Source organism: Chimaeribacter coloradensis (genome assembly GCF_002858715.1).
In the GTDB taxonomy this organism is placed as follows: Bacteria; Pseudomonadota; Gammaproteobacteria; order Enterobacterales; family Enterobacteriaceae; genus Chimaeribacter; species Chimaeribacter coloradensis.
This window is the reverse complement of sequence record NZ_PJZH01000014.1, coordinates 17508-38118: the sequence shown is the minus strand read 5'-3', so window position 1 is coordinate 38118 and position 20611 is coordinate 17508. Positions and strand designations below refer to the sequence as shown.

Below are 20611 nucleotides of genomic sequence, written 5' to 3'. Positions count from 1 at the left end.
GGCTCGCCCGGGGTTTTTTATTGTCTGTTAGACATGCTACACGGTGGAGACCAACCTATGCAGCTGACCGCGGGAAGCCGCTCACTCAACCTGCTTTATCCGCAGGTAATGGGTATTTTAAATGTAACGCCAGACTCTTTTTCAGATGGCGGCCAACACAACACCATTGAACGCGCGCTGCGCCATGCCCAGAGCATGGTGGATGCCGGTGCCTCACTGATCGATGTCGGCGGTGAATCCACCCGTCCAGGTGCAGCGGAAGTCAGTGAGCAGGAGGAGCTGGACCGGGTGATTCCTGTGGTTGAAGCCCTGGCCCGTTATTTCGATGTCTGGATTTCTGTCGATACCTCAAAGCCTGCGGTGATAACGGCCAGTGCGGCGGCAGGGGCAGATCTTATTAATGACATCCGCTCGTTGCAGGAGCCGGGCGCGCTGGAGGCCGCGGCACAGACCGGGCTGCCGGTTTGCCTGATGCATATGCAGGGGCAGCCGCGTACGATGCAGCAGGCTCCGCATTATGACGACCTGATGGGCGATGTCTTCACCTTCTTCCGGCACCATATTGCCCGTTGTGAACAGGCAGGGATCCCTAAAGAAAAATTGGTGCTCGACCCCGGCTTCGGTTTCGGTAAGAATTTGTCGCATAATTATCAGTTACTGAACCGCTTGTCAGAACTGCATCACTTTAACTTGCCGCTGCTGGTAGGGATGTCCCGTAAATCGATGGTGGGGCAGTTGTTAAACATCCCTCCTGAACAGCGTCTTTCCGGCAGTGTGGCCTGTGCAGTGATCGCCGCCATGAAAGGAGCCAAAATTATCCGGGTGCACGACGTTAAAGAAACGGTTGAGGCAATGCGCGTGGTTGAAGCAACACTTTATGCGAAGGATTAAAAACGATTATGAGTAACCGTAAATACTTTGGCACGGACGGCATTCGTGGGAAAGTCGGGGAAGCCCCCATCACGCCTGATTTTGTCCTGAAGCTTGGCTGGGCTGCAGGTAAAGTGCTGGCCCGCAATGGTTCCCGGAAGATCATCATTGGTAAAGATACGCGCATCTCAGGCTATATGCTGGAGTCGGCGCTTGAGGCCGGCCTGGCAGCAGCCGGGTTATCTGCGGCCTTTACCGGCCCGATGCCGACCCCGGCCGTGGCCTACCTGACCCGGACCTTCCGGGCAGAAGCTGGTATTGTGATTTCAGCATCCCATAACCCTTTCTACGACAATGGCATCAAGTTCTTCTCCATTGATGGCGCAAAACTGCCGGATGACGTGGAAGAGGCGATTGAAGCGGAAATGGAAAAACCCCTGACCTGTGTGGAATCCAGTGAGCTGGGGAAAGCGAGCCGTATCGTTGATGCCGCAGGCCGTTACATTGAGTTCTGCAAAGGTACCTTCCCAAGCGAGCTGAGCCTGAGCGGGCTGAAGATCGTGGTGGACTGTGCCAACGGTGCGACTTACCACATCGCCCCCAGCGTGTTGCGTGAGCTGGGGGCCAAAGTGATCGCTATTGGCTGTGAACCTGATGGGATGAACATCAACGAAAAATGCGGTGCCACCGATGTGCGTGAGCTGCAAAAACGTGTGGTGGCTGAGAAGGCGGACGTCGGCCTGGCGCTGGACGGCGATGGCGACCGGGTCATGATGGTTGACCATCAGGGTAACCCGGTCGACGGTGACCAGATTCTGTACATCATTGCGCGTGAAGGGCTTCGTCAGGGGCAGTTGCGCGGCGGGGCGGTCGGCACGCTAATGAGCAATATGGGCCTGGAATTGGCGCTGAAGCAGTTGGGTATTCCTTTTGCGCGTGCCAAAGTAGGCGACCGCTATGTTCTGGAAAAAATGCAGGAGAAAGGGTGGCGCATCGGCGCGGAAAATTCCGGGCATGTCATCCTATTAGATAAAACCACTACCGGGGACGGCATTGTTGCAGGTTTGCAAGTACTCACTGCGATGGTACGTAACCACATGAGCCTGCACGATCTGTGCAGTGGCATGAAGCTACTGCCGCAGATTCTGGTGAACGTGCGTTTTGCCGGTGAACACGATCCGCTGCACTCCCCTGAGGTCATTAAAGTGACTGAAGAAGTAGAAAAACAGCTGGCGGGCAAGGGCAGGGTGCTGTTGCGTAAATCGGGCACGGAGCCGTTGATCCGGGTAATGGTTGAAGGCGAAGATGCCATCCTGGTTGAATCGCTGGCAAACCGCATCGCGGATGCCGTCAGAGCGGCGGGCTGACAGGCATAAGTTTGCCGGCCAATGCAGCGCGCAGGGCCGGCAAACTGCGGTAACTCCCGATGATTTGGCGTTTTTTTCCGCAATCAAACCAGATATAAAAAATTGCCCTTGCGCACCCTGCTCCCTTTGGTTAGTATTCACACCCGCTTCAGTAGGTGAGTGAGTTAGCCTGACCTGCTTAATTGGTGCGAAGCAATTGGCATGCGGTGAAGCCGCAAGGATACAGGTACGTTTATGTACGAAGCTCTTCTGGTTATTTTCCTGATCGTGGCATTAGGGCTTGTCGCTCTGATTATGCTGCAACAAGGTAAAGGTGCGGATATGGGCGCTTCTTTCGGGGCAGGTGGTTCAGCCACATTGTTCGGTTCGAGCGGCTCCGGTAATTTCATGACCCGCATGACGGCGATTCTGGCAACGCTCTTTTTCGTCATCAGCCTGATTTTAGGCAACCTGAGCAGTAACCAAAGCCATAAAGGCAGTGAGTGGGAAAACCTGGGTCAACCAGTAAAATCTGAGCAGACAACTGCACCTGCAACGCCGGCTCAGAACAGTGACCTGCCGCAATAAGCGAGCCGTCACAAACAGCAGTAAACGCTTTTCAAATAACGGTTAATGCGCATAAGCAGCAAAGACGGTTGTTTAAAAAAAAGTGCCGAGGTGGTGGAATTGGTAGACACGCTACCTTGAGGTGGTAGTGCCCGCATGGGCTTACGGGTTCAAGTCCCGTCCTCGGTACCAATCCTTTTATAGATTTGCATTTTCGCAAATTTCGGCGTAGTATTCGCCACGTTTCGGACGCGGGGTGGAGCAGCTTGGTAGCTCGTCGGGCTCATAACCCGAAGGTCGTCGGTTCAAATCCGGCCCCCGCAACCACTTTCCCTAAAAGTCTTTTTTCAAATATACTGTGAAATAGTCAACAGTGTTTTCAGGGCAATTTGAAAAAATTCTTGCCAGAAAGTGCACCGAAGCCGCACTGCGGCAAATAGGGTCCAGTTGCAAAAAGCCCCGATTTATCGGGGTTTTTTGTTATTTGACAACAGAATCACTGGGCTATTAAGCCCTTTTTTTATGTCTTGGGGGTGGGCTTGTCCACATTAGAGCAAAAATTGACAGAGATGATTACCGCGCCGGTGGAAGCGTTAGGCTATGAACTGGTCGGTATCGAATTCATCCGTAGTCGCCAATCAACGCTACGCATCTATATTGATAGTGAAGACGGCATCAATGTCGACGATTGTGCTGATGTAAGCCATCAGGTGAGCGCAGTGCTTGATGTTGAAGACCCCATCACTGTGGCTTACAACCTGGAAGTCTCCTCTCCGGGCCTTGATCGTCCTATGTTCACCGCTGAACACTATACCCGTTATCTTGGTGAAGAAGTCAGCATTGTCCTGCGTATGGCAATGCAAAACCGTCGCAAATGGCAGGGTATTATCAAGGCTGTTGATGGTGAGATGATCACGGTGACTGTGGATGGGAAAGATGAAGTGTTCGCGCTGAGTAACATCCAGAAAGCGAACCTGGTACCCCACTTTTAAAGTTAGGATGAGGCAACTAGGATGAACAAAGAGATTCTGGCTGTTGTAGAAGCAGTTTCGAACGAAAAAGCCCTCCCGCGGGAAAAAATTTTTGAAGCGCTGGAAACTGCACTGTCTACGGCGACAAAAAAGAAATACGAGCAAGAAATTGACGTTCGCGTCAGCATCGACCGCAAAACCGGTGATTTTGATACATTCCGCCGCTGGCTGGTTGTAGAAGAGGTCACCCTGCCTACGCGTGAAATCACCCGCGAAGCTGCCCAGTTCGAAGATCCGTCTATTGATGTAGGCGGCTATATTGAAGATCAGATCGAATCTGTCACCTTTGACCGTATCACTACCCAGACCGCTAAACAGGTTATCGTGCAGAAAGTCCGCGAAGCGGAACGTGCGATGGTGGTCGATCAATTCCGTGAGCAGGAAGGTGAAATCGTCACCGGCGTGGTGAAGAAAGTAAACCGTGACAGCATCTCTCTGGATTTGGGCAATAATGCTGAAGCTGTTATTCTGCGTGAAGACATGCTGCCGCGTGAAAACTTCCGTCCGGGCGACCGTATCCGCGGCGTTCTGTACGCCGTACGTCCGGAAGCGCGTGGTGCGCAGCTGTTTGTCAGCCGCTCACGTCCGGAAATGCTGATCGAACTGTTCCGCATTGAAGTGCCGGAAATCGGCGAAGAAGTGATTGAAATCAAAGCGGCTGCCCGTGATCCAGGCTCCCGTGCAAAAATCGCTGTGAAAACCAACGACAAGCGTATCGACCCGGTCGGGGCTTGCGTCGGTATGCGTGGCGCACGCGTTCAGGCTGTTTCCAGTGAACTGGGCGGTGAACGCATTGATATCGTGTTGTGGGATGACAATCCGGCACAGTTCGTCATTAACGCAATGGCCCCGGCGGATGTCGCCTCCATTGTGGTTGACGAAGACCGCCACACGATGGATATCGCTGTAGAAGCCAGCAACCTGGCTCAGGCGATCGGCCGTAATGGCCAAAACGTGCGTTTGGCTTCCCAGCTGAGTGGCTGGGAACTGAACGTCATGACCGCAGATGACTTGCAGGCCAAACATCAGGCCGAAGCACATGCTGCAATCGACACCTTCACCAAACACCTCGATATTGACGAAGATTTCGCCACAGTCCTGGTTGAAGAAGGTTTCTCTACGCTTGAAGAGTTGGCCTATGTGCCAATGAAAGAACTTCTGGAAATCGACGGTCTGGACGAAGATACAGTCGAAGCGCTGCGCGAACGCGCCAAAGCTGCACTGACCACTCTGGCACTGGCACAGGAAGAGAGTCTTGGCGATAAGCAACCCGCTGACGATCTGCTGAACCTGTCCGGTCTGGAACGCAGCATGGCATTTAAACTGGCTGCGCGTGGGGTTTGTACGCTGGAAGATCTTGCCGAGCAGGGTGTCGACGACCTGTCAGATATTGAAGGGCTTGACGATGAGCAAGCCGGCGAGCTGATCATGGCCGCACGTAATATCTGCTGGTTCGGCGACAATGCGTAATAAACTGTAGCAGGAAGGAACAGCATGACAGATGTAACCGTAAAATCATTGGCTGCAGAGATCCAAACTTCGGTTGATCGCCTGGTACAGCAGTTTGCTGACGCAGGGATCAATAAATCCGAAGCGGACTCTGTGACCCAGCATGAGAAAGAGACATTACTGGCGCATCTGAACCGTGATAATAGCGGCGCGTCAAATAAACTGACACTGCAACGCAAAACGCGTAGTACCTTGAATATTCCGAGCACCGGCGGTAAAAGTAAATCGGTGCAAATTGAGGTCCGCAAGAAACGCACTTATGTTAAACGCGACACGTCAGAGGCTGAACAGGCTCAGGCTGAAGCGGAAGAGCAAGCACGGCGCGAAGCGGAAGAGCAGGCACGACGCCTGGCAGAAGAGCAAGCTCAACGTGAGGCCGCTGAGAAAGCGAAGCGCGTAGCCGATGAGCAAGCCAAACGTGAGGCCGCTGAAAAAGCTAAGCGTGACGCAGCGGAAAAAGAAAAAGTGACTAATCAACATACCGACGAAATGACCAAGCCAGCTCAGACAGAAAAAGCACGACGCGAGGCTGAGGCCGCCGAACTCAAACGCAAAGCAGAAGACGAGGCTCGCCGTAAGGTTGAAGAGAATGCCCGCCTTGTTGCTGAAGAAGCCCGTAAGATGGCCGATTCAGGCGTATGGACTGAAACAGCTGAACCTGCTGAATCCGAGTCTGCTGACTATCATGTCACCACGTCTCACCACGCCCGCGAAGCGGAAGACGAGAACGATCGTCAGGTTGAAGGCGAGCGCCGCAGCCGTGTCCGCACCAGCAAATCCACCAAGCAGAAGAAAGGCAGCAAGCTGTCTGAATCCAAAGCTGACCGCGAAGAGGCCCGCGCCGTTACCCGTGGTGGTAAAGGCAAGCGTAAGCCGAGCACCCTGCAGCAGGGCTTTAACAAGCCGGCGCAGGCCGTGAACCGCGATGTGGTGATTGGCGAAACCCTGACAGTTGCCGAACTGGCCAACAAAATGGCCGTTAAAGGTTCTCAGGTCATCAAAGCGATGATGAAACTGGGCGCGATGGCGACCATCAACCAGGTCATCGATCAGGAAACCGCGCAGTTGGTTGCTGAAGAGATGGGCCACAAAGTTATCCTGCGTCGTGAGAACGAGCTGGAAGAAGCGGTAATGAGTGACCGTGACACCGGTGCCGGCGCGGAAGCGCGTGCGCCAGTCGTAACCATCATGGGCCACGTTGACCACGGTAAAACCTCTCTGCTCGACTACATCCGTTCGACGAAAGTGGCGGCCGGTGAAGCAGGCGGCATTACCCAGCACATCGGTGCTTACCATGTTGAAACTGAAAACGGCATGATCACCTTCCTGGACACCCCAGGCCACGCCGCGTTTACCGCGATGCGTGCCCGTGGTGCTCAGGCAACGGACATCGTTGTTCTGGTAGTGGCCGCGGATGACGGCGTGATGCCGCAGACGATTGAAGCTATCCAGCACGCCAAAGCGGCCAATGTGCCGATCGTGGTTGCGGTTAACAAAATCGACAAGCCGGAATCTGATCCGGATCGCGTTAAGCATGAGCTCTCCCAGTATGGCGTTATGCCGGAAGAGTGGGGCGGTGAATCCCAGTTCATGCATGTCTCTGCCAAAGCCGGTACCGGTATCGACGAACTGCTGGACGCCATCCTGCTGCAGGCTGAAGTCCTGGAGCTGAAAGCTATCCGTAACGGTATGGCGAGCGGTGTGGTCATCGAATCCTTCCTGGATAAAGGCCGTGGCCCGGTTGCAACGGTTCTGGTCCGTGAAGGTACCCTGAACAAGGGCGATATCGTGCTGTGCGGCTTTGAATATGGCCGTGTGCGTGCGATGCGTGATGAGCTGGGTCGTGAGATTAACTCTGCAGGCCCGTCTATTCCGGTTGAGATTCTGGGTCTGTCCGGCGTGCCGGCTGCAGGTGATGAAGCGACCGTAGTACGTGACGAGAAGAAAGCCCGTGAAGTTGCGCTGTATCGTCAGGGCAAATTCCGTGAAGTCAAACTGGCACGTCAGCAGAAGTCCAAGCTGGAAAACATGTTTGCCAACATGACTGAAGGCGAAGTCTCCGAACTGAACATCGTCTTCAAAGCGGACGTTCAGGGTTCTGTGGAAGCCATTGCCGACTCCCTGCGTAAGCTCTCCACCAACGAAGTGAAGGTGAAGATTGTTGGCTCCGGCGTCGGTGGGATCACCGAAACCGATGCGACCCTGGCTGCAGCCTCCAACGCCATCGTTATCGGCTTCAACGTACGTGCTGATGCTTCTGCCCGTCGCGTGATTGAGTCTGAAAGCCTCGACCTGCGTTACTACTCCGTGATCTACGACCTGATCGACGAAGTGAAACAGGCGATGAGCGGTATGCTGGCACCGGAATACAAACAGCAGATCATCGGCCTGGCCGAAGTGCGTGATGTATTTAAATCACCGAAATTTGGTGCGATTGCCGGTTGTATGGTTACCGAAGGGATCATCAAGCGTCACAGCCCAATCCGTGTACTGCGTGAAAACGTGGTTATCTACGAAGGCGAGCTGGAATCCCTGCGTCGCTTTAAAGATGACGTCAGCGAAGTCCGTAACGGCATGGAATGTGGTATCGGCGTGAAGAACTATAATGACGTTCGTACCGGCGACATGATCGAAGTCTTCGAAACCATCGAGATCCAACGCACCATCGCTTAATCACAGCGACACTCTGCTTAGATCCAATTGGGGGGCCTTGCGCCCCCCGCTTTGTCTGGAGAATCCCTTATGGCAAAAGAATTTAGCCGCACTCAGCGCGTCTCCCAGGAGATGCAGAAAGAGATTGCTATCATTTTGCAGCGTGAAGTCAAAGATCCGCGCATTGGCATGGCGACCGTATCCGGCGTCGAAGTATCCCGCGATCTGGCCTACGCCAAAGTCTTCGTGACCTTCCTCGATGTACTGGCAGAAAATCACGATCCCGATCGTGTCGTCACCGGTATTAAAGCCTTGCAGGATGCTTCCGGGTTTATCCGTACGTTAGTAGGCAAAGCGATGCGCCTGCGTGTGGTGCCTGAGCTGACCTTCGCCTACGACAACTCTCTGGTTGAGGGGATGCGTATGTCGAACCTGGTGACCAATGTTGTGAAGAATGATGCGGAGCGTCGTTCTGCCGCCGGCGACAACGAGGAAGAATAATGGGACGTCCTCGTCGCCGTGGGCGCGATATTCACGGCATTTTGCTGCTGGATAAGCCGCAGGGGCTTTCATCCAATGATGCCCTGCAGAAAGTAAAACGCATTTATAACGCCAACCGGGCCGGGCATACCGGCGCGCTGGACCCATTGGCCACCGGTATGCTGCCGGTTTGCCTGGGTGAGGCCACCAAATTCTCCCAGTTCCTGCTCGATTCCGACAAGCGCTACCGGGTTATCGCCCGCCTGGGGCAGCGCACCGACACTTCCGATGCAGACGGCCAGGTGATTTCTGAGCGTGAGGTGGCTTTCACGGCTGCCCAGCTGGAAACCGCGCTGGAGAGCTTCCGCGGTGCCACCAAACAGGTGCCGTCGATGTACTCTGCGCTGAAGCACCAGGGTAAACCGCTGTATGAGTATGCGCGCCAGGGCATTGACGTCCCGCGTGAGGCCCGCGACATCACGGTGTATGAACTTCAGTTTATCCGCCATGAAGGGCTGGAACTTGAGCTGGAAATCCACTGCTCCAAAGGCACCTATATCCGCACCATCATTGATGATCTGGGCGAGATGCTGGGGTGCGGTGCGCATGTGATTTTCCTGCGCCGTCTGCAGGTGGCGACATATCCGGTGGCCCGCATGGTGACCCTGGAGCAATTGAACAGCCTGCTTGAACAGTGCGAAGCTGAAGGGCGTGCACCGTCAGACGTGCTGGACCCGTTACTGATGCCGATGGACAGTGCAGTCCAGCAGTTCCCGGAAGTGAATCTGCCGCTTATCGTTGCAGGTTACGTTAAGCAAGGACAGCCGGTTCAGGCCGCACAGGCCCCTGCAGAAGGGATGGTGCGCATTACCGAAGGGGACGAGCACCGCTTTATCGGCGTGGGTGAAATTGCGGATGACGGCCGTGTTGCGCCGCGCCGTCTGGTGGTTGAAAACCCTGTCTGAGCCACTTCTGCTCACCTTGCGAATACCCAAGGCAAAGAGTAGAATGGCGCAGCTTATGCATTGGGTTGCTGAATTAGAGATCGGCACCTGTAATTTTTTATCTATAATCTGGAGTATTACCATGTCTCTAAGCGTTGAAGCTAAGGCACAGATCGTAGCCGACTACGGTCGCGGTGCTAACGATAGCGGCTCTACCGAAGTTCAGGTAGCTCTGCTGACCGCTCAGATCAACCACCTGCAAGGTCACTTTGCAGAGCACAAAAAAGATCACCACAGCCGTCGTGGTCTGCTGCGTATGGTTTCTCAGCGTCGTAAGCTGCTCGACTACCTGAAGCGTAAAGATGTTGCACGCTACACCAGCCTGATTGAACGTCTGGGTCTGCGTCGCTAAGTCTGCGAGTTTCAGTGTAAAGGGGCCAAATTTGGCCCCTTTATTCTAGGAAGCAACACAAGAGCGCGCTAAGGTATTGGCGTTGTTTCCAAAGAGGATCTTCCGCTACAGAGGTTCGCGCGGCTAATGAGAGGCTTTGTCTTTCAGTGGAAAAGATAAGGATTGTCATTAGTCGCGAGGATGTAATGTGAAGGTCGGTAAGTTACTGACGCAAAGCCGCCAATGCGGTGCTGTGTCTTAAAGAAGGATATGATTTTGCTTAATCCGATCGTACGCAAATTCCAATACGGCCAGCATACCGTGACGCTGGAAACCGGCATGATGGCCCGCCAGGCGACGGCTGCCGTCATGGTGAGCATGGACGACACCGCTGTTTTCGTCACCGTCGTCGGTGCCAAAAAAGCGAAGCCGGGCCAGGACTTCTTCCCGCTGACCGTTAACTATCAAGAACGTACCTACGCTGCAGGCCGCATCCCGGGCAGCTTCTTCCGTCGTGAAGGCCGCCCGAGCGAAGGTGAAACCCTGACCTCACGCCTGATTGACCGCCCAATCCGCCCGCTGTTCCCGGAAGGCTTCCTGAATGAAGTGCAGGTTATTGCGACTGTTGTCTCTGTTAACCCACAGGTTAACCCGGACATCGTTGCGATGATCGGTGCATCGGCGGCCCTGAGCCTGTCTGGCATTCCGTTCAACGGCCCGATCGGTGCTGCACGCGTTGGTTACATCAATGACCAGTACGTCCTGAACCCGACGGCTGATGAACTCAAGCAAAGCAAACTGGACCTGGTGGTTGCCGGTACTCAGGGTGCAGTGCTGATGGTGGAATCTGAAGCGCAGCTGCTGAGTGAAGATCAGATGCTGGGTGCCGTGGTCTTTGGCCATGAGCAGCAGCAGGTTGTGATTGAGAACATCAACTCCCTGGTTGCAGAAGCCGGTAAACCAAAATGGAACTGGCAGCCGGAGCAGGTGAACGAAGCCCTGTACGCCCGTGTGGCGGAACTGGCTGAGACCCGCCTGGGCGACGCATACCGCATCACTGACAAACAAGAGCGTTATGCTCAGGTTGACGCGATTAAAGCGGACGTCCGTGCTGCACTGCTGGCACAAGATGAGTCGCTGGATGACGGCGAAATCATGGACATGCTGGGCAACATTGAGAAAAATGTTGTTCGCAGCCGCGTATTGCGTGGCGAGCCGCGCATCGATGGCCGTGAAAAAGACATGATCCGTGGTCTGGACGTGCGTACCGGTGTCTTGCCGCGTACCCACGGTTCTGCGCTGTTCACCCGTGGCGAAACGCAGGCGCTGGTGACTGCCACGCTGGGTACCGCACGTGACGCTCAGAACCTTGATGAGCTGATGGGCGAGCGTACAGATAACTTCCTGTTCCACTATAACTTCCCTCCGTACTCCGTAGGCGAGACCGGCATGGTAGGTTCTCCGAAGCGTCGCGAAATCGGCCACGGCCGCCTGGCGAAACGCGGTGTGCTGGCCGTTATGCCGGAAGCGGATGCCTTCCCGTACACCGTACGTGTGGTATCTGAAATCACCGAATCCAACGGCTCCTCCTCTATGGCGTCCGTGTGTGGTGCTTCCCTGGCGCTGATGGATGCAGGCGTGCCGATTAAGGCTGCGGTTGCAGGCATCGCGATGGGTCTGGTGAAAGAGGGTGAGAACTTTGTAGTGCTCTCCGACATCCTGGGTGACGAAGATCACCTCGGCGATATGGACTTCAAAGTAGCCGGTAGCCGTGAAGGTATCACTGCGCTGCAGATGGACATCAAAATCGAAGGCATTACCCGTGAGATCATGCAGGTTGCCCTGAATCAGGCTAAGGGTGCGCGTCTGCATATCCTGGGCGTGATGGAGCAGGCGATCAGCACGCCGCGCGGTGATATCTCTGAGTTCGCACCACGTATCCACACCATTAAAATCAATCCTGACAAAATCAAGGATGTGATTGGTAAAGGCGGCTCTGTTATCCGTGCGTTGACCGAAGAGACCGGCACCACCATCGAAATCGAAGATGATGGCACCGTGAAGATTGCGGCAACGGATGGTGAGAAAGCCAAATACGCGATTCGCCGTATCGAAGAGATCACGGCTGAAATCGAAGTGGGCCGCATCTACCAGGGCAAAGTGACCCGTATCGTTGACTTCGGTGCCTTCGTGGCCATCGGCGGCGGTAAAGAAGGTCTGGTGCATATTTCTCAGATCGCTGACAAGCGCGTTGAGAAAGTGACCGACTATCTGGAAATGGGTCAGGAAGTACCGGTTAAGGTACTGGAAGTTGATCGCCAGGGACGTGTACGTCTCAGCATTAAAGAAGCGACGGCTCCGGCTCCGGAAGCGGCTGCACCAGCGGCAGAATAACGTCACATGCCGTTTTACAGCGCCTTGCCGCGGCAGGGCGCTGTTCGTATCGCGCGGGCAGGAAGCCTTTGTGCTAAGCAAGCGGATGACAGGACGATCATCCAATGTTTGTCTTCGGGAGTGGGAAATGAAGCCTTTCTTGCGCTGGTGTTATGTTGCGACAGCACTTATGCTGGCAGGATGCAGCAACAATGATTGGCGTAAAGACGACGTTCTGGCAATTCCTTTGCAGCCTACGCTGCAGCAGGAAGTCATTCTGGCACGCATGGAACAAATCCTTGCCAGCCGGGCATTGACAGATGATGAGCGTGCGCAGTTGTTATATGAGCGTGGAGTGCTGTATGATAGCCTTGGATTACGGGCGTTAGCGCGAAACGACTTTTCACAGGCGCTGGCGATTCGTCCCGACATGCCGGAAGTTTTCAACTACCTGGGCATTTACTTAACGCAGGCAGGCAATTTTGATGCTGCCTATGAAGCGTTTGATTCTGTATTAGAGCTTGATCCAACTTACAATTACGCGCGTTTAAACAGGGGCATCGCACTGTATTACGGTGGCCGGTACCGCCTGGCGCAGGATGATCTGCAGGCGTTTTATCAAGACGACCCAAATGATCCCTTCCGTTCGTTATGGCTTTATTTGGTGGAACGAGAAATCGACCCCAAACAGGCTGAGGTGTCGCTGGAACAGCGGTACGACAAAGCGGACAGAGGGCAATGGGGATGGAATATTGTCGAATTCTACCTGGGCAACATTAGCGAAGACACGCTGATGGATCGCCTGAAGGCAGATGCAACGGATAACACTTCGCTCGCTGAGCATCTCAGTGAAACTGACTTCTATTTAGGTAAACACTACCTGAGTCTGGGGGACAAGAGCAGCGCTTCGGCACTGTTCAAGCTGACGGTTGCTAACAATGTCCATAACTTTGTTGAGCACCGCTACGCATTGTTGGAATTGGCACTTTTGGGCCAAGAGCAAGACGACCTATCAGAATCGGACCAGCAATAGCTGACGGACCTATCAGCCTGATTTACTTTGGTTTTCACCAACGTCAATCGCCTTAGCGGGTGAGGCTTTTTTGTTCGTTTATTAAATTTATTTTGAGCCGGTTCACACTTTTCAATGAAAATGACTGAAAATTTTCTCGACGAGTTACGTAGACTGGCCGCCATCTCATATGAGGCACGTGTACATGACTACTGAGTTTGAAACCTCTTTCGCTGACCTGGGGCTGTCTGCTCCGATCATCTCCGCCCTGAACGATCTGGGCTACGAAAAACCGTCACCGATCCAGGCTGAGTGTATTCCTCACCTGTTGAACGGCCGTGATGTGCTGGGCATGGCACAGACCGGTAGCGGTAAAACTGCAGCATTCTCGCTGCCTCTGCTGCACAACCTGAAAGCCGATCTGAAAGCACCTCAGATCCTGGTATTGGCACCGACCCGTGAGCTGGCGGTTCAGGTTGCTGAAGCAATGACCGATTTCTCTAAACATATGCACGGCGTAAACGTTGTTGCACTGTACGGCGGCCAGCGTTATGACGTGCAGCTGCGCGCCCTGCGTCAGGGCCCACAGATTGTTGTGGGTACCCCGGGCCGTCTGCTGGACCACCTGAAACGCGGTACGCTTGACCTCTCCAACCTGAGCGGTCTGGTACTGGATGAAGCTGACGAAATGCTGCGTATGGGCTTCATCGAAGACGTTGAAACCATCATGGCGCAGATCCCGGCTGACCATCAGACCGCGCTGTTCTCTGCCACCATGCCGGAAGCGATTCGTCGCATTACCCGTCGTTTCATGAACGACCCGCAGGAAGTGCGCATTCAGTCCAGCATGACGACCCGTCCGGACATCAGCCAGAGCTACTGGACTGTGTCAGGTATGCGTAAAAATGAAGCACTGGTTCGTTTCCTGGAAGCAGAAGATTTTGATGCGGCGATCATCTTCGTCCGTACCAAGAATGCGACCCTGGAAGTGGCAGAAGCACTGGAGCGCAATGGTTATAACAGTGCTGCCCTGAACGGCGACATGAACCAGGCGCTGCGTGAGCAGACGCTGGAGCGCCTGAAAGACGGCCGCCTGGACATCCTGATCGCGACCGACGTTGCGGCCCGTGGCCTGGACGTTGAACGCATCAGCCTGGTTGTGAACTACGATATTCCGATGGATTCCGAATCCTACGTGCACCGTATCGGCCGTACCGGCCGTGCAGGCCGCGCGGGTCGCGCACTGCTGTTCGTGGAAAACCGCGAACGCCGTCTGCTGCGCAATATCGAGCGCACCATGAAGCTGACTATCCCTGAAGTAGAACTGCCAAATGCAGAACTGCTGGGTCAGCGTCGTCTGGCTAAGTTTGCAGCGAAAGTGCAACAGCAGCTGGAAAGCAGCGATCTGGACATGTACCGCGCACTGCTGTCTAAACTGCAGCCGGAAGAAGAGCTGGAGATCGAAACCCTGGCCGCCGCACTGCTGAAAATGGCACAGGGCGAACGTCCGCTGATTCTGCCGCCGGAGCCGGCCTTCAAGCCGCGTCCGCGCCGTGAGTTCAGCGATCGTGACGATCGCCGTGGTGACCGTCCGGATCGTGGCGATCGCCGTGACGCGCGTGATGGTGACCGTCCGCGTCGTGAGCGCCGTGATGTGGGTGATATGGAGCTGTACCGTATCGAAGTGGGCCGTGATGACGGTGTTGAAGTACGTCATATCGTGGGCGCTATCGCTAACGAAGGCGACATCAGCAGCCGTTACATCGGTAACATCAAGCTGTTTGCTACCCACTCCACGATTGAGCTGCCGAAAGGCATGCCGGGCGATCTGCTGTCGCACTTCACCCGCACCCGTATCCTCAACAAGCCGCTGAACATGCAGCTGTTAGGTGACGCACAGCCGCAGCCGCGTCGTGAGCGTCGTGAAGGTGGCGCACCGGCAGGCGATCGTCGTGAAGGCGGCCGTGGCCGTTCTTTCGGCGGTGAGCGTCGCGAAGGCGGTGCCCGTCCTCCGCGTTCGTTCAACGGTGAACGTCGTGAAGGCGGTGAGCGTCGTCCGGCAGGTAACCGTGACGGCCAGCGTGCCCCACGTCGTTTTGGCGATGCATAAGCGCTAGCGACCTAAAAAAACCAGCCTCCGGGCTGGTTTTTTTTTGCCTGAGATTCTGGAAATCAGCGTATGCGCGGTTCTTTTACCAGATCCTGCTGAACCTGCGACACAATTTCAAACGAGCGTAAACGCGCCTGATGATCGTAGATCTGGCCGTTGATCATCAGCTCATCCGCTTCCGTCTCACGTAACAGCGCCTGAAGGCCGTGACGGATGCTGTTTTTATCCCCGACCACGGACATCCGCAGTGACTGTTCCACGCCGTAACGCTCGGCCGGAGACCACAGGCTGGTGATGTCATCTACCGGTGCCGGCAACGGGCCGGGGTGGCCACGACGGAGATTAATAAACTGTTGCTGGTTAGAGGTGAACATCCGTTGCGCCTCTTCCGTCGTATCCGCGGCAATCGCATTCACACAGACCATCGCGTACGGCGTTGGCCAGCGTTCTGACGGTTTGTAGTGGCTGCGATAGACCGCCAGCGCCTGGTACAGCATGTCCGGGGCAAAGTGGGACGCGAAGGCAAACGGCAGGCCGAGGGCGGCCGCCAGCTGCGCGCTGTAAAGGCTGGATCCAAGCAGCCAGATCGGCACATGCAACCCCTGGCCCGGTACCGCCTGCACCGGCTGTCCCGGCTGGGCATCGGCAAAATAGTGCTGCAACTCCTGCACATCCTGCGGGAAGTTGTCCACTTCACCGGAAAGGTGTCGGCGCAGGGCGATCATGGTGCGCTGATCGGTGCCCGGCGCACGGCCCAGACCCAGATCGATCCGGTCAGGGTAGAGCGTGGCCAGCGTGCCGAACTGCTCAGCAATCACCAGCGGAGAGTGGTTCGGCAGCATCACGCCGCCAGAGCCGAGGCGGATGGTCTTCGTGCCGCCGGCAAGATGGCCGATCAGCACAGAGGTCGCTGCGCTGGCGATACCGGTCATATTGTGATGCTCTGCCAGCCAGTAGCGCTGGTAACCCCACTTTTCAGCGTGTTGCGCCAGATCGAGAGAGTGGCGGAAGGCGTCAGCCGGACGCAGACCCTGCGGCACCGGTGCCAGATCCAGCACTGACAGGGGAACAGTCTGCGGCTGGGACGGTGCTTGTTGGGACACAGTATTCGATTCGGACACGGTCTTTGAATGAGACATAGTCATTACCCACGTTTTATACAGTGGCGAAATAGCTCGCCAGCTAATGATAAACCTGAGTATTGCGCATTCCCACGCTTCTTGCCTAAGGGGAATGTGCGCTATTGCCCTGCATGATCGCTGTGGCATGCGTTGCCGGGAGAACGCCGGCTACCCCTGTTCTACCTGCGCCAGCCCGGCTACGCGGTACCAGTAACCGTTGCATTCCGCCTGGTTGGCAACAGCCAGCGGCACCTCTCCCTGCTCATTGGCACGGAAATGCTCAACCATGACCAGATCGTCCACCGAGGAGGGAGAAAGCCGGACGATATCCACCAGATCCTTCATCCCGGCCAGCGCATTGCCCAGGTTGTAGCAATAACCACTCTGCGTCTGGATGCCGTTCAGCACAAAGACCTGCTGTTGCTCCTGCGAATACACGGGCCGCCCGGTGGGGTAACGGATACAGCAGGTTTCGCACTCATCCTTGGCGCGGTTCTCAGAACGCGCGGTAAAGCAGCGGGCGGAGTAGGCCAGCGGCAGGTAACCGTAACCCAGCACCTCAACTTCAAATTTTCCTCGCAGCCCCAACGCATCACACTGCTCAAGCAGAGCAGCCAGCCAGTCACGGGAAAGCTCCACCGGCATACACCAGCGCACCATGCCCTGCCGGTGCAGCATGCGCAGGGTATAGGCGTTGTAGCCGTTCAGCGCATGGCCCGCCACAAACGGCAGATGCTGCTCCGCCGCCATATTCACTGCCGCCAGATCGTTGGCCTCCAGCAAAAATGCCCCATTTTCAACATACCGCCTCACCTCTGTCAGCTCTGAAGGGGCCTGAACCAGTGCCAGTGTAGACAGCACACACTGTTTGCCGGCGTCTGCCAGCATCCTGGCCAGTGCCAGCCAGTCCTGCGCTTTCAGCGCCCGGCGCTTGCTGCATACCGTCTCGCCCAGATAGATAATCTCAATGCTGCTCTCAACGGCAGCCTGGTAAAATGCCTCCACGCTCTGTTTTGGCCAATAGTATTGAATGGCACCTAATGCATATTTCATGACCCTTTTCCTCTATTGCCATTGACGATGGTAAGCACCCAGCGTGGTCTGCGTCCCCTCAGACAGGCTGCCCAGCGCAGCCATCCAGGCGGGGTGGGGAACAAAGCTGTCAGGGTTGGCCCGGCAGAGATCAATCGCCTGCCGCCAGATGCGCGTCACTTCGCTGACATAGGCCGGGCTGCGCTGGCGGCCTTCAATTTTCACAGAGGCGATATTTGCCGCCATCAGGGCCGGCAGCAGCGCCAGCGTATTCAGGCTGGTGGGCTCCTCAAGGGCATGATACAGCGACTCCCCGACGTGATAGCGGCCTTTGCACAGGGTCGGGTAACCGGCATTTTCGCCGGGGGCATAGCGGTCAATCAGTACCTCATTCAGTCGTGACTCCATGCCCTGCGGCGTCTGTTGCCAGCGCACAAAACGCGCCGGTGAGCAGGCACCCACAGTATTCGGCGATTCACCGGTCAGGTAAGAGGAGAGGTAGCAGCGGCCTTCCGCCATAATGCACAAACTGCCGAACGCAAAGACTTCCAGCGGCACCGGGCTGCTGCGCGCCAGCTGATTGACCTGATGCATCGACAATACCCGCGGCAGCACAACCCGGCTGATGCCAAAATTCCGGTGATAGAAGGCGATGGCCTGTTCATTCGTGGCGGACGCCTGCACGGAGAGATGGCGCTCCAGCTGGGGGTAGCGCTGGGCGGCGTACTCCAGCATCGCAATGTCAGCCAGGATCAGGGCATCTGCGCCGCAGTACGCCGCCATATCCACGGCGCGCTGCCAACGCTCAAACCCTATCGGGTGCGCAAAGGTGTTGATAGCGATATGCAGCTTACGGCGGTGGCGGTGCACGATGCTGACCGCTTCCTGTAATTTCTTCTCGGTGAAGTTAAGCCCGGCAAAATGGCGGGCATTAGTATCATCTTTCAGGCCGATGTAAACCGCATCAGCCCCCTGTTCGATCGCAGCTTTCAGCGCCGGCAGATTGCCAGCAGGGCAAAGTAACTCCATAGTATATTCCCGGCAGACCCACCCTGATGGGTGATGACGTAACAGCCGGCGATTTTAGGCAACCTGACCGCGTGATGTATTGATTTGAGGCAGTTTCTGTCGGGTTGTTAATAAGCTGATGAATAATTTCCGCTGTACACACCTGCGTTCTGGTGCAAAATTTATTGATACCGCGCGCTGAACCTGTATCCCGATGTGGCAAAATAACGCCAGTCTTTACCAGAGGAGTAAATGCCAGTGTTGGAGCAATTACGAGCACGCCTTGTGCGGCAGGGGCCGTCGCTGCTGCGCCTACCGTTAACCTTTATGCCGTTTGCTCTGCAACGACAGGTTTTACAGCAGCTGTTGCACTGGCAATTCCGGCAGGCGCTGGCTGATGGGGAGCTGGCCTTCCTGGCATCCCGCTGGCTGGAGGTCGAGGTGCGGGACCTGGGCCTGCGCTGGTATGTCACCGTTGAAAATGATCGCCTGCGAATTTGCGCAACGGCCACGCCGGATGTCCGGTTCAGCGCTGAAGCCAATGACCTGATCCTCATCGCGGCCCGCCGCCGTGACCCGGACACGCTTTTCTTTCAACGCCGCTTGCGCATTGAGGGTGATACCGAACTGGGTCTGTATGTGAAAAACCTGATGGACGCCGCGGATCTGGAGACGCTGCCGCCTCTGTTACGGCAGGGTCTGACCCAACTGGCCGATTTTATCGAAGCCGGACTGCAACAGGACACGGTTACCTTTTCCCGTGCAGGTGAATTATGTTAATTCGTGTGGAAATCCCGGTGGATGCTGCCGGCATCGACAGTCTGTTACGCCGTGCCTTTGGCCGTAACGATGAGGCCTCCCTGGTACAGCAGCTGCGTGAAGATGGTTTGTTAACCCTGGGTATCGTCGCTACCGATGATGAAGGCCGGGTAGTGGGCTATGCAGCATTCAGCCCGGTGGATGTCGCCGGGGAGGATCGGCAGTGGGTAGGGCTGGCACCTCTCGCAGTGGATGAAGCGCTGCGCCGGCAAGGCATCGGCACCAAACTGGTGTATGAGGGGCTGGATGCGCTGAATGAATTTGGTTACGCCGCGGTCGTGACATTGGGCGATCCGGCCTGGTACGGCCGCCTGGGGTTCACCCCGGCCGCCGCGCATCAACTGCACTGCCCGTGGCCGGGAGCGGAAGCCGCCTTTCAGATCTACCCGCTGGCGGAACAGGCCCTGGCGAATGCCGCCGGGCTTATCCGCTACGCGCCGCCCTTTAACCGTTTTTAAGCGGGCACCCGGCGGGGCTGCGCCATATAACGTGTAAGATCATGAGGCTGGTCACTTACCAGCCTCTCTTTTTGGCCGCGGGAAAGCTGTTTGATGCGGTATTCCATCTTCAGTGCGGCGGAGCGATCCCCAACGGCGCAGTGGAACATCAGCGTCAGCGGCCCTTTTCCGCGTAACGCCTTGGCACCTTTGCCGCATTGGTGCTGTGCCAGACGGCGCGGCACGTCCGTGGTGATGCCGGTATACAGCAGGCCTGCCGCGGTACGCAGTATATAAAGGTGCCACAGGGCGGCAGGCAGAGGGTGACTCATGGTGGGGTTTTGATCATCATTCATCATCGCACTAGGGTAAACCAGTTGGCAGATGGCTTCCAGCTGTCAGGTGCGCCGGGCAGGCCATAAATTTTAAGGGGGAAACGTCAGCAGATGACTGATGATCAAGCAGTAATTGAGCAATACCTGAAAAAGTATCATGTCCTGACGCTCTGCGCGGCAGCCGAAGGGGATCTCTGGTGCGCCAACTGTTTTTATGTGGTGGAACCGGATCAGATGGCCCTGTTGCTGATGACAGAGCTGAAAACCCGGCACGGTACGCTGATGGCGAAACAGCCCCGCGTCAGCGGCACCATAGCGGCTCAGCCGAAAACGGTGGCGCTGATTAAGGGCATTCAATACAGTGGCCGCGTTATTCAGCTGACCGGTGACGAAGAGCAGGCAGGCAGGGCACTTTACTGCAAACAGTTCCCGGTCGCCCGTGCGATGCCTTCGCCCCTTTGGCGATTGTCCCTGGATGCGATAAAAATGACGGATAACACGCTGGGGTTTGGTAAAAAAATTCACTGGCAGCGTGAAACCCAGGCATAAAAAAGGCCGCATTATGCGGCCTCTC

General features: G+C 55.9%; 20 protein-coding genes and 2 tRNA genes. 18 read left to right on the top strand and 4 right to left on the bottom strand.

All coding sequences use genetic code 11. From position 1 onward, the window contains the following. Positions 1 to 57: 57 nt before the first annotated feature. The 15 genes from folP (at position 58) to CYR32_RS13735 (ending at position 15285) form a co-directional block, all read left to right on the top strand. Positions 58 to 891: a dihydropteroate synthase gene (folP, locus tag CYR32_RS13805; protein ID WP_101825370.1), complete on the top strand. Its 834-nt coding sequence runs from the start codon at positions 58 to 60 to the stop codon at positions 889 to 891. An 8-nt stretch (positions 892 to 899) separates the two neighbouring features. After that, entirely contained in the window at positions 900 to 2237 is a 1338-nt protein-coding gene (glmM, locus tag CYR32_RS13800) for a phosphoglucosamine mutase (protein WP_101825367.1), read from the top strand. A 234-nt stretch (positions 2238 to 2471) separates the two neighbouring features. Then, positions 2472 to 2804 carry a preprotein translocase subunit SecG gene (secG, locus tag CYR32_RS13795; RefSeq protein ID WP_101825365.1) on the top strand — a complete coding sequence of 111 codons (333 nt, stop codon included), beginning with the start codon at positions 2472 to 2474 and terminating at the stop codon, positions 2802 to 2804. A gap of 84 nt (positions 2805 to 2888) precedes the next feature. After that, a tRNA-Leu gene (locus CYR32_RS13790) sits at positions 2889 to 2975 on the top strand. A gap of 58 nt (positions 2976 to 3033) precedes the next feature. After that, positions 3034 to 3110 (top strand) — tRNA-Met (locus CYR32_RS13785). A gap of 212 nt (positions 3111 to 3322) precedes the next feature. Then, entirely contained in the window at positions 3323 to 3775 is a 453-nt protein-coding gene (rimP, locus tag CYR32_RS13780; protein ID WP_139300262.1) for a ribosome maturation factor RimP, read from the top strand. A 21-nt stretch (positions 3776 to 3796) separates the two neighbouring features. Continuing rightward, a complete protein-coding gene (gene nusA, locus CYR32_RS13775) occupies positions 3797 to 5284 on the top strand; it encodes a transcription termination factor NusA (protein WP_101825363.1) in 1488 nt (495 codons plus the stop codon). A 24-nt stretch (positions 5285 to 5308) separates the two neighbouring features. After that, the gene (gene infB / locus CYR32_RS13770; protein ID WP_101825360.1) at positions 5309 to 7996 is read left to right on the top strand and encodes a translation initiation factor IF-2; all 2688 of its coding nucleotides are present in this window, start codon (positions 5309 to 5311) and stop codon (positions 7994 to 7996) included. A 69-nt stretch (positions 7997 to 8065) separates the two neighbouring features. Beyond that, positions 8066 to 8476, top strand: a complete 411-nt coding sequence (rbfA, locus tag CYR32_RS13765; protein WP_072927112.1) for a 30S ribosome-binding factor RbfA — start codon at positions 8066 to 8068, stop codon at positions 8474 to 8476. Then, on the top strand, positions 8476 to 9420 hold the full coding sequence (truB, locus tag CYR32_RS13760; protein WP_101825358.1) for a tRNA pseudouridine(55) synthase TruB: 945 nt from the start codon (positions 8476 to 8478) through the stop codon (positions 9418 to 9420). Before rbfA ends, truB begins: the two co-directional genes overlap by 1 nt. 121 nt (positions 9421 to 9541) lie before the next feature. Continuing rightward, positions 9542 to 9811, top strand: coding sequence for a 30S ribosomal protein S15 (gene rpsO / locus CYR32_RS13755; protein WP_072927115.1), 270 nt, complete (start codon positions 9542 to 9544; stop codon positions 9809 to 9811). A 255-nt stretch (positions 9812 to 10066) separates the two neighbouring features. Beyond that, the gene (gene pnp, locus CYR32_RS13750; RefSeq protein WP_101825537.1) at positions 10067 to 12184 is read left to right on the top strand and encodes a polyribonucleotide nucleotidyltransferase; all 2118 of its coding nucleotides are present in this window, start codon (positions 10067 to 10069) and stop codon (positions 12182 to 12184) included. Between the two features lie 127 nt (positions 12185 to 12311). After that, positions 12312 to 13196 (top strand): lipoprotein NlpI, encoded by an 885-nt coding sequence (gene nlpI, locus CYR32_RS13745; protein ID WP_101825355.1) that lies wholly within the window; start codon positions 12312 to 12314, stop codon positions 13194 to 13196. A gap of 114 nt (positions 13197 to 13310) precedes the next feature. Beyond that, positions 13311 to 13391 carry a protein YrbN gene (gene yrbN / locus CYR32_RS22095; protein ID WP_101816386.1) on the top strand — a complete coding sequence of 27 codons (81 nt, stop codon included), beginning with the start codon at positions 13311 to 13313 and terminating at the stop codon, positions 13389 to 13391. Then, positions 13381 to 15285, top strand: coding sequence for a DEAD/DEAH family ATP-dependent RNA helicase (locus CYR32_RS13735; RefSeq protein WP_101825352.1), 1905 nt, complete (start codon positions 13381 to 13383; stop codon positions 15283 to 15285). Before yrbN ends, CYR32_RS13735 begins: the two co-directional genes overlap by 11 nt. A 62-nt stretch (positions 15286 to 15347) precedes the next feature. On the opposite strand, the gene CYR32_RS13730 is transcribed toward CYR32_RS13735, so the two are convergent. The 3 genes from CYR32_RS13730 to ubiU form a co-directional block, all read right to left on the bottom strand. Continuing rightward, positions 15348 to 16388 carry a luciferase-like monooxygenase gene (locus CYR32_RS13730; RefSeq protein ID WP_241523826.1) on the bottom strand — a complete coding sequence of 347 codons (1041 nt, stop codon included), beginning with the start codon at positions 16386 to 16388 and terminating at the stop codon, positions 15348 to 15350. A gap of 186 nt (positions 16389 to 16574) precedes the next feature. Further along, on the bottom strand, positions 16575 to 17459 hold the full coding sequence (locus tag CYR32_RS13725) for a U32 family peptidase (protein WP_101825347.1): 885 nt from the start codon (positions 17457 to 17459) through the stop codon (positions 16575 to 16577). A 12-nt stretch (positions 17460 to 17471) separates the two neighbouring features. Beyond that, positions 17472 to 18467, bottom strand: coding sequence for a ubiquinone anaerobic biosynthesis protein UbiU (ubiU, locus tag CYR32_RS13720; RefSeq protein WP_101825344.1), 996 nt, complete (start codon positions 18465 to 18467; stop codon positions 17472 to 17474). Positions 18468 to 18704: 237 nt separating this feature from the next. Between ubiU and ubiT the strand changes: the two genes are divergently transcribed. Continuing rightward, positions 18705 to 19226, top strand: coding sequence for a ubiquinone anaerobic biosynthesis accessory factor UbiT (gene ubiT / locus CYR32_RS13715; RefSeq protein WP_165698244.1), 522 nt, complete (start codon positions 18705 to 18707; stop codon positions 19224 to 19226). Beyond that, positions 19220 to 19723, top strand: coding sequence for a GNAT family N-acetyltransferase (locus tag CYR32_RS13710; RefSeq protein WP_101825338.1), 504 nt, complete (start codon positions 19220 to 19222; stop codon positions 19721 to 19723). Before ubiT ends, CYR32_RS13710 begins: the two co-directional genes overlap by 7 nt. Here CYR32_RS13710 and CYR32_RS13705 read toward each other — a convergent pair. Next, positions 19720 to 20034: a GIY-YIG nuclease family protein gene (locus tag CYR32_RS13705; protein WP_420912839.1), complete on the bottom strand. Its 315-nt coding sequence runs from the start codon at positions 20032 to 20034 to the stop codon at positions 19720 to 19722. The genes CYR32_RS13710 and CYR32_RS13705 overlap by 4 nt on opposite strands. 114 nt (positions 20035 to 20148) lie before the next feature. Between CYR32_RS13705 and CYR32_RS13700 the strand changes: the two genes are divergently transcribed. Further along, positions 20149 to 20586: a YhbP family protein gene (locus tag CYR32_RS13700; protein WP_101825335.1), complete on the top strand. Its 438-nt coding sequence runs from the start codon at positions 20149 to 20151 to the stop codon at positions 20584 to 20586. Positions 20587 to 20611 lie beyond the last annotated feature (25 nt).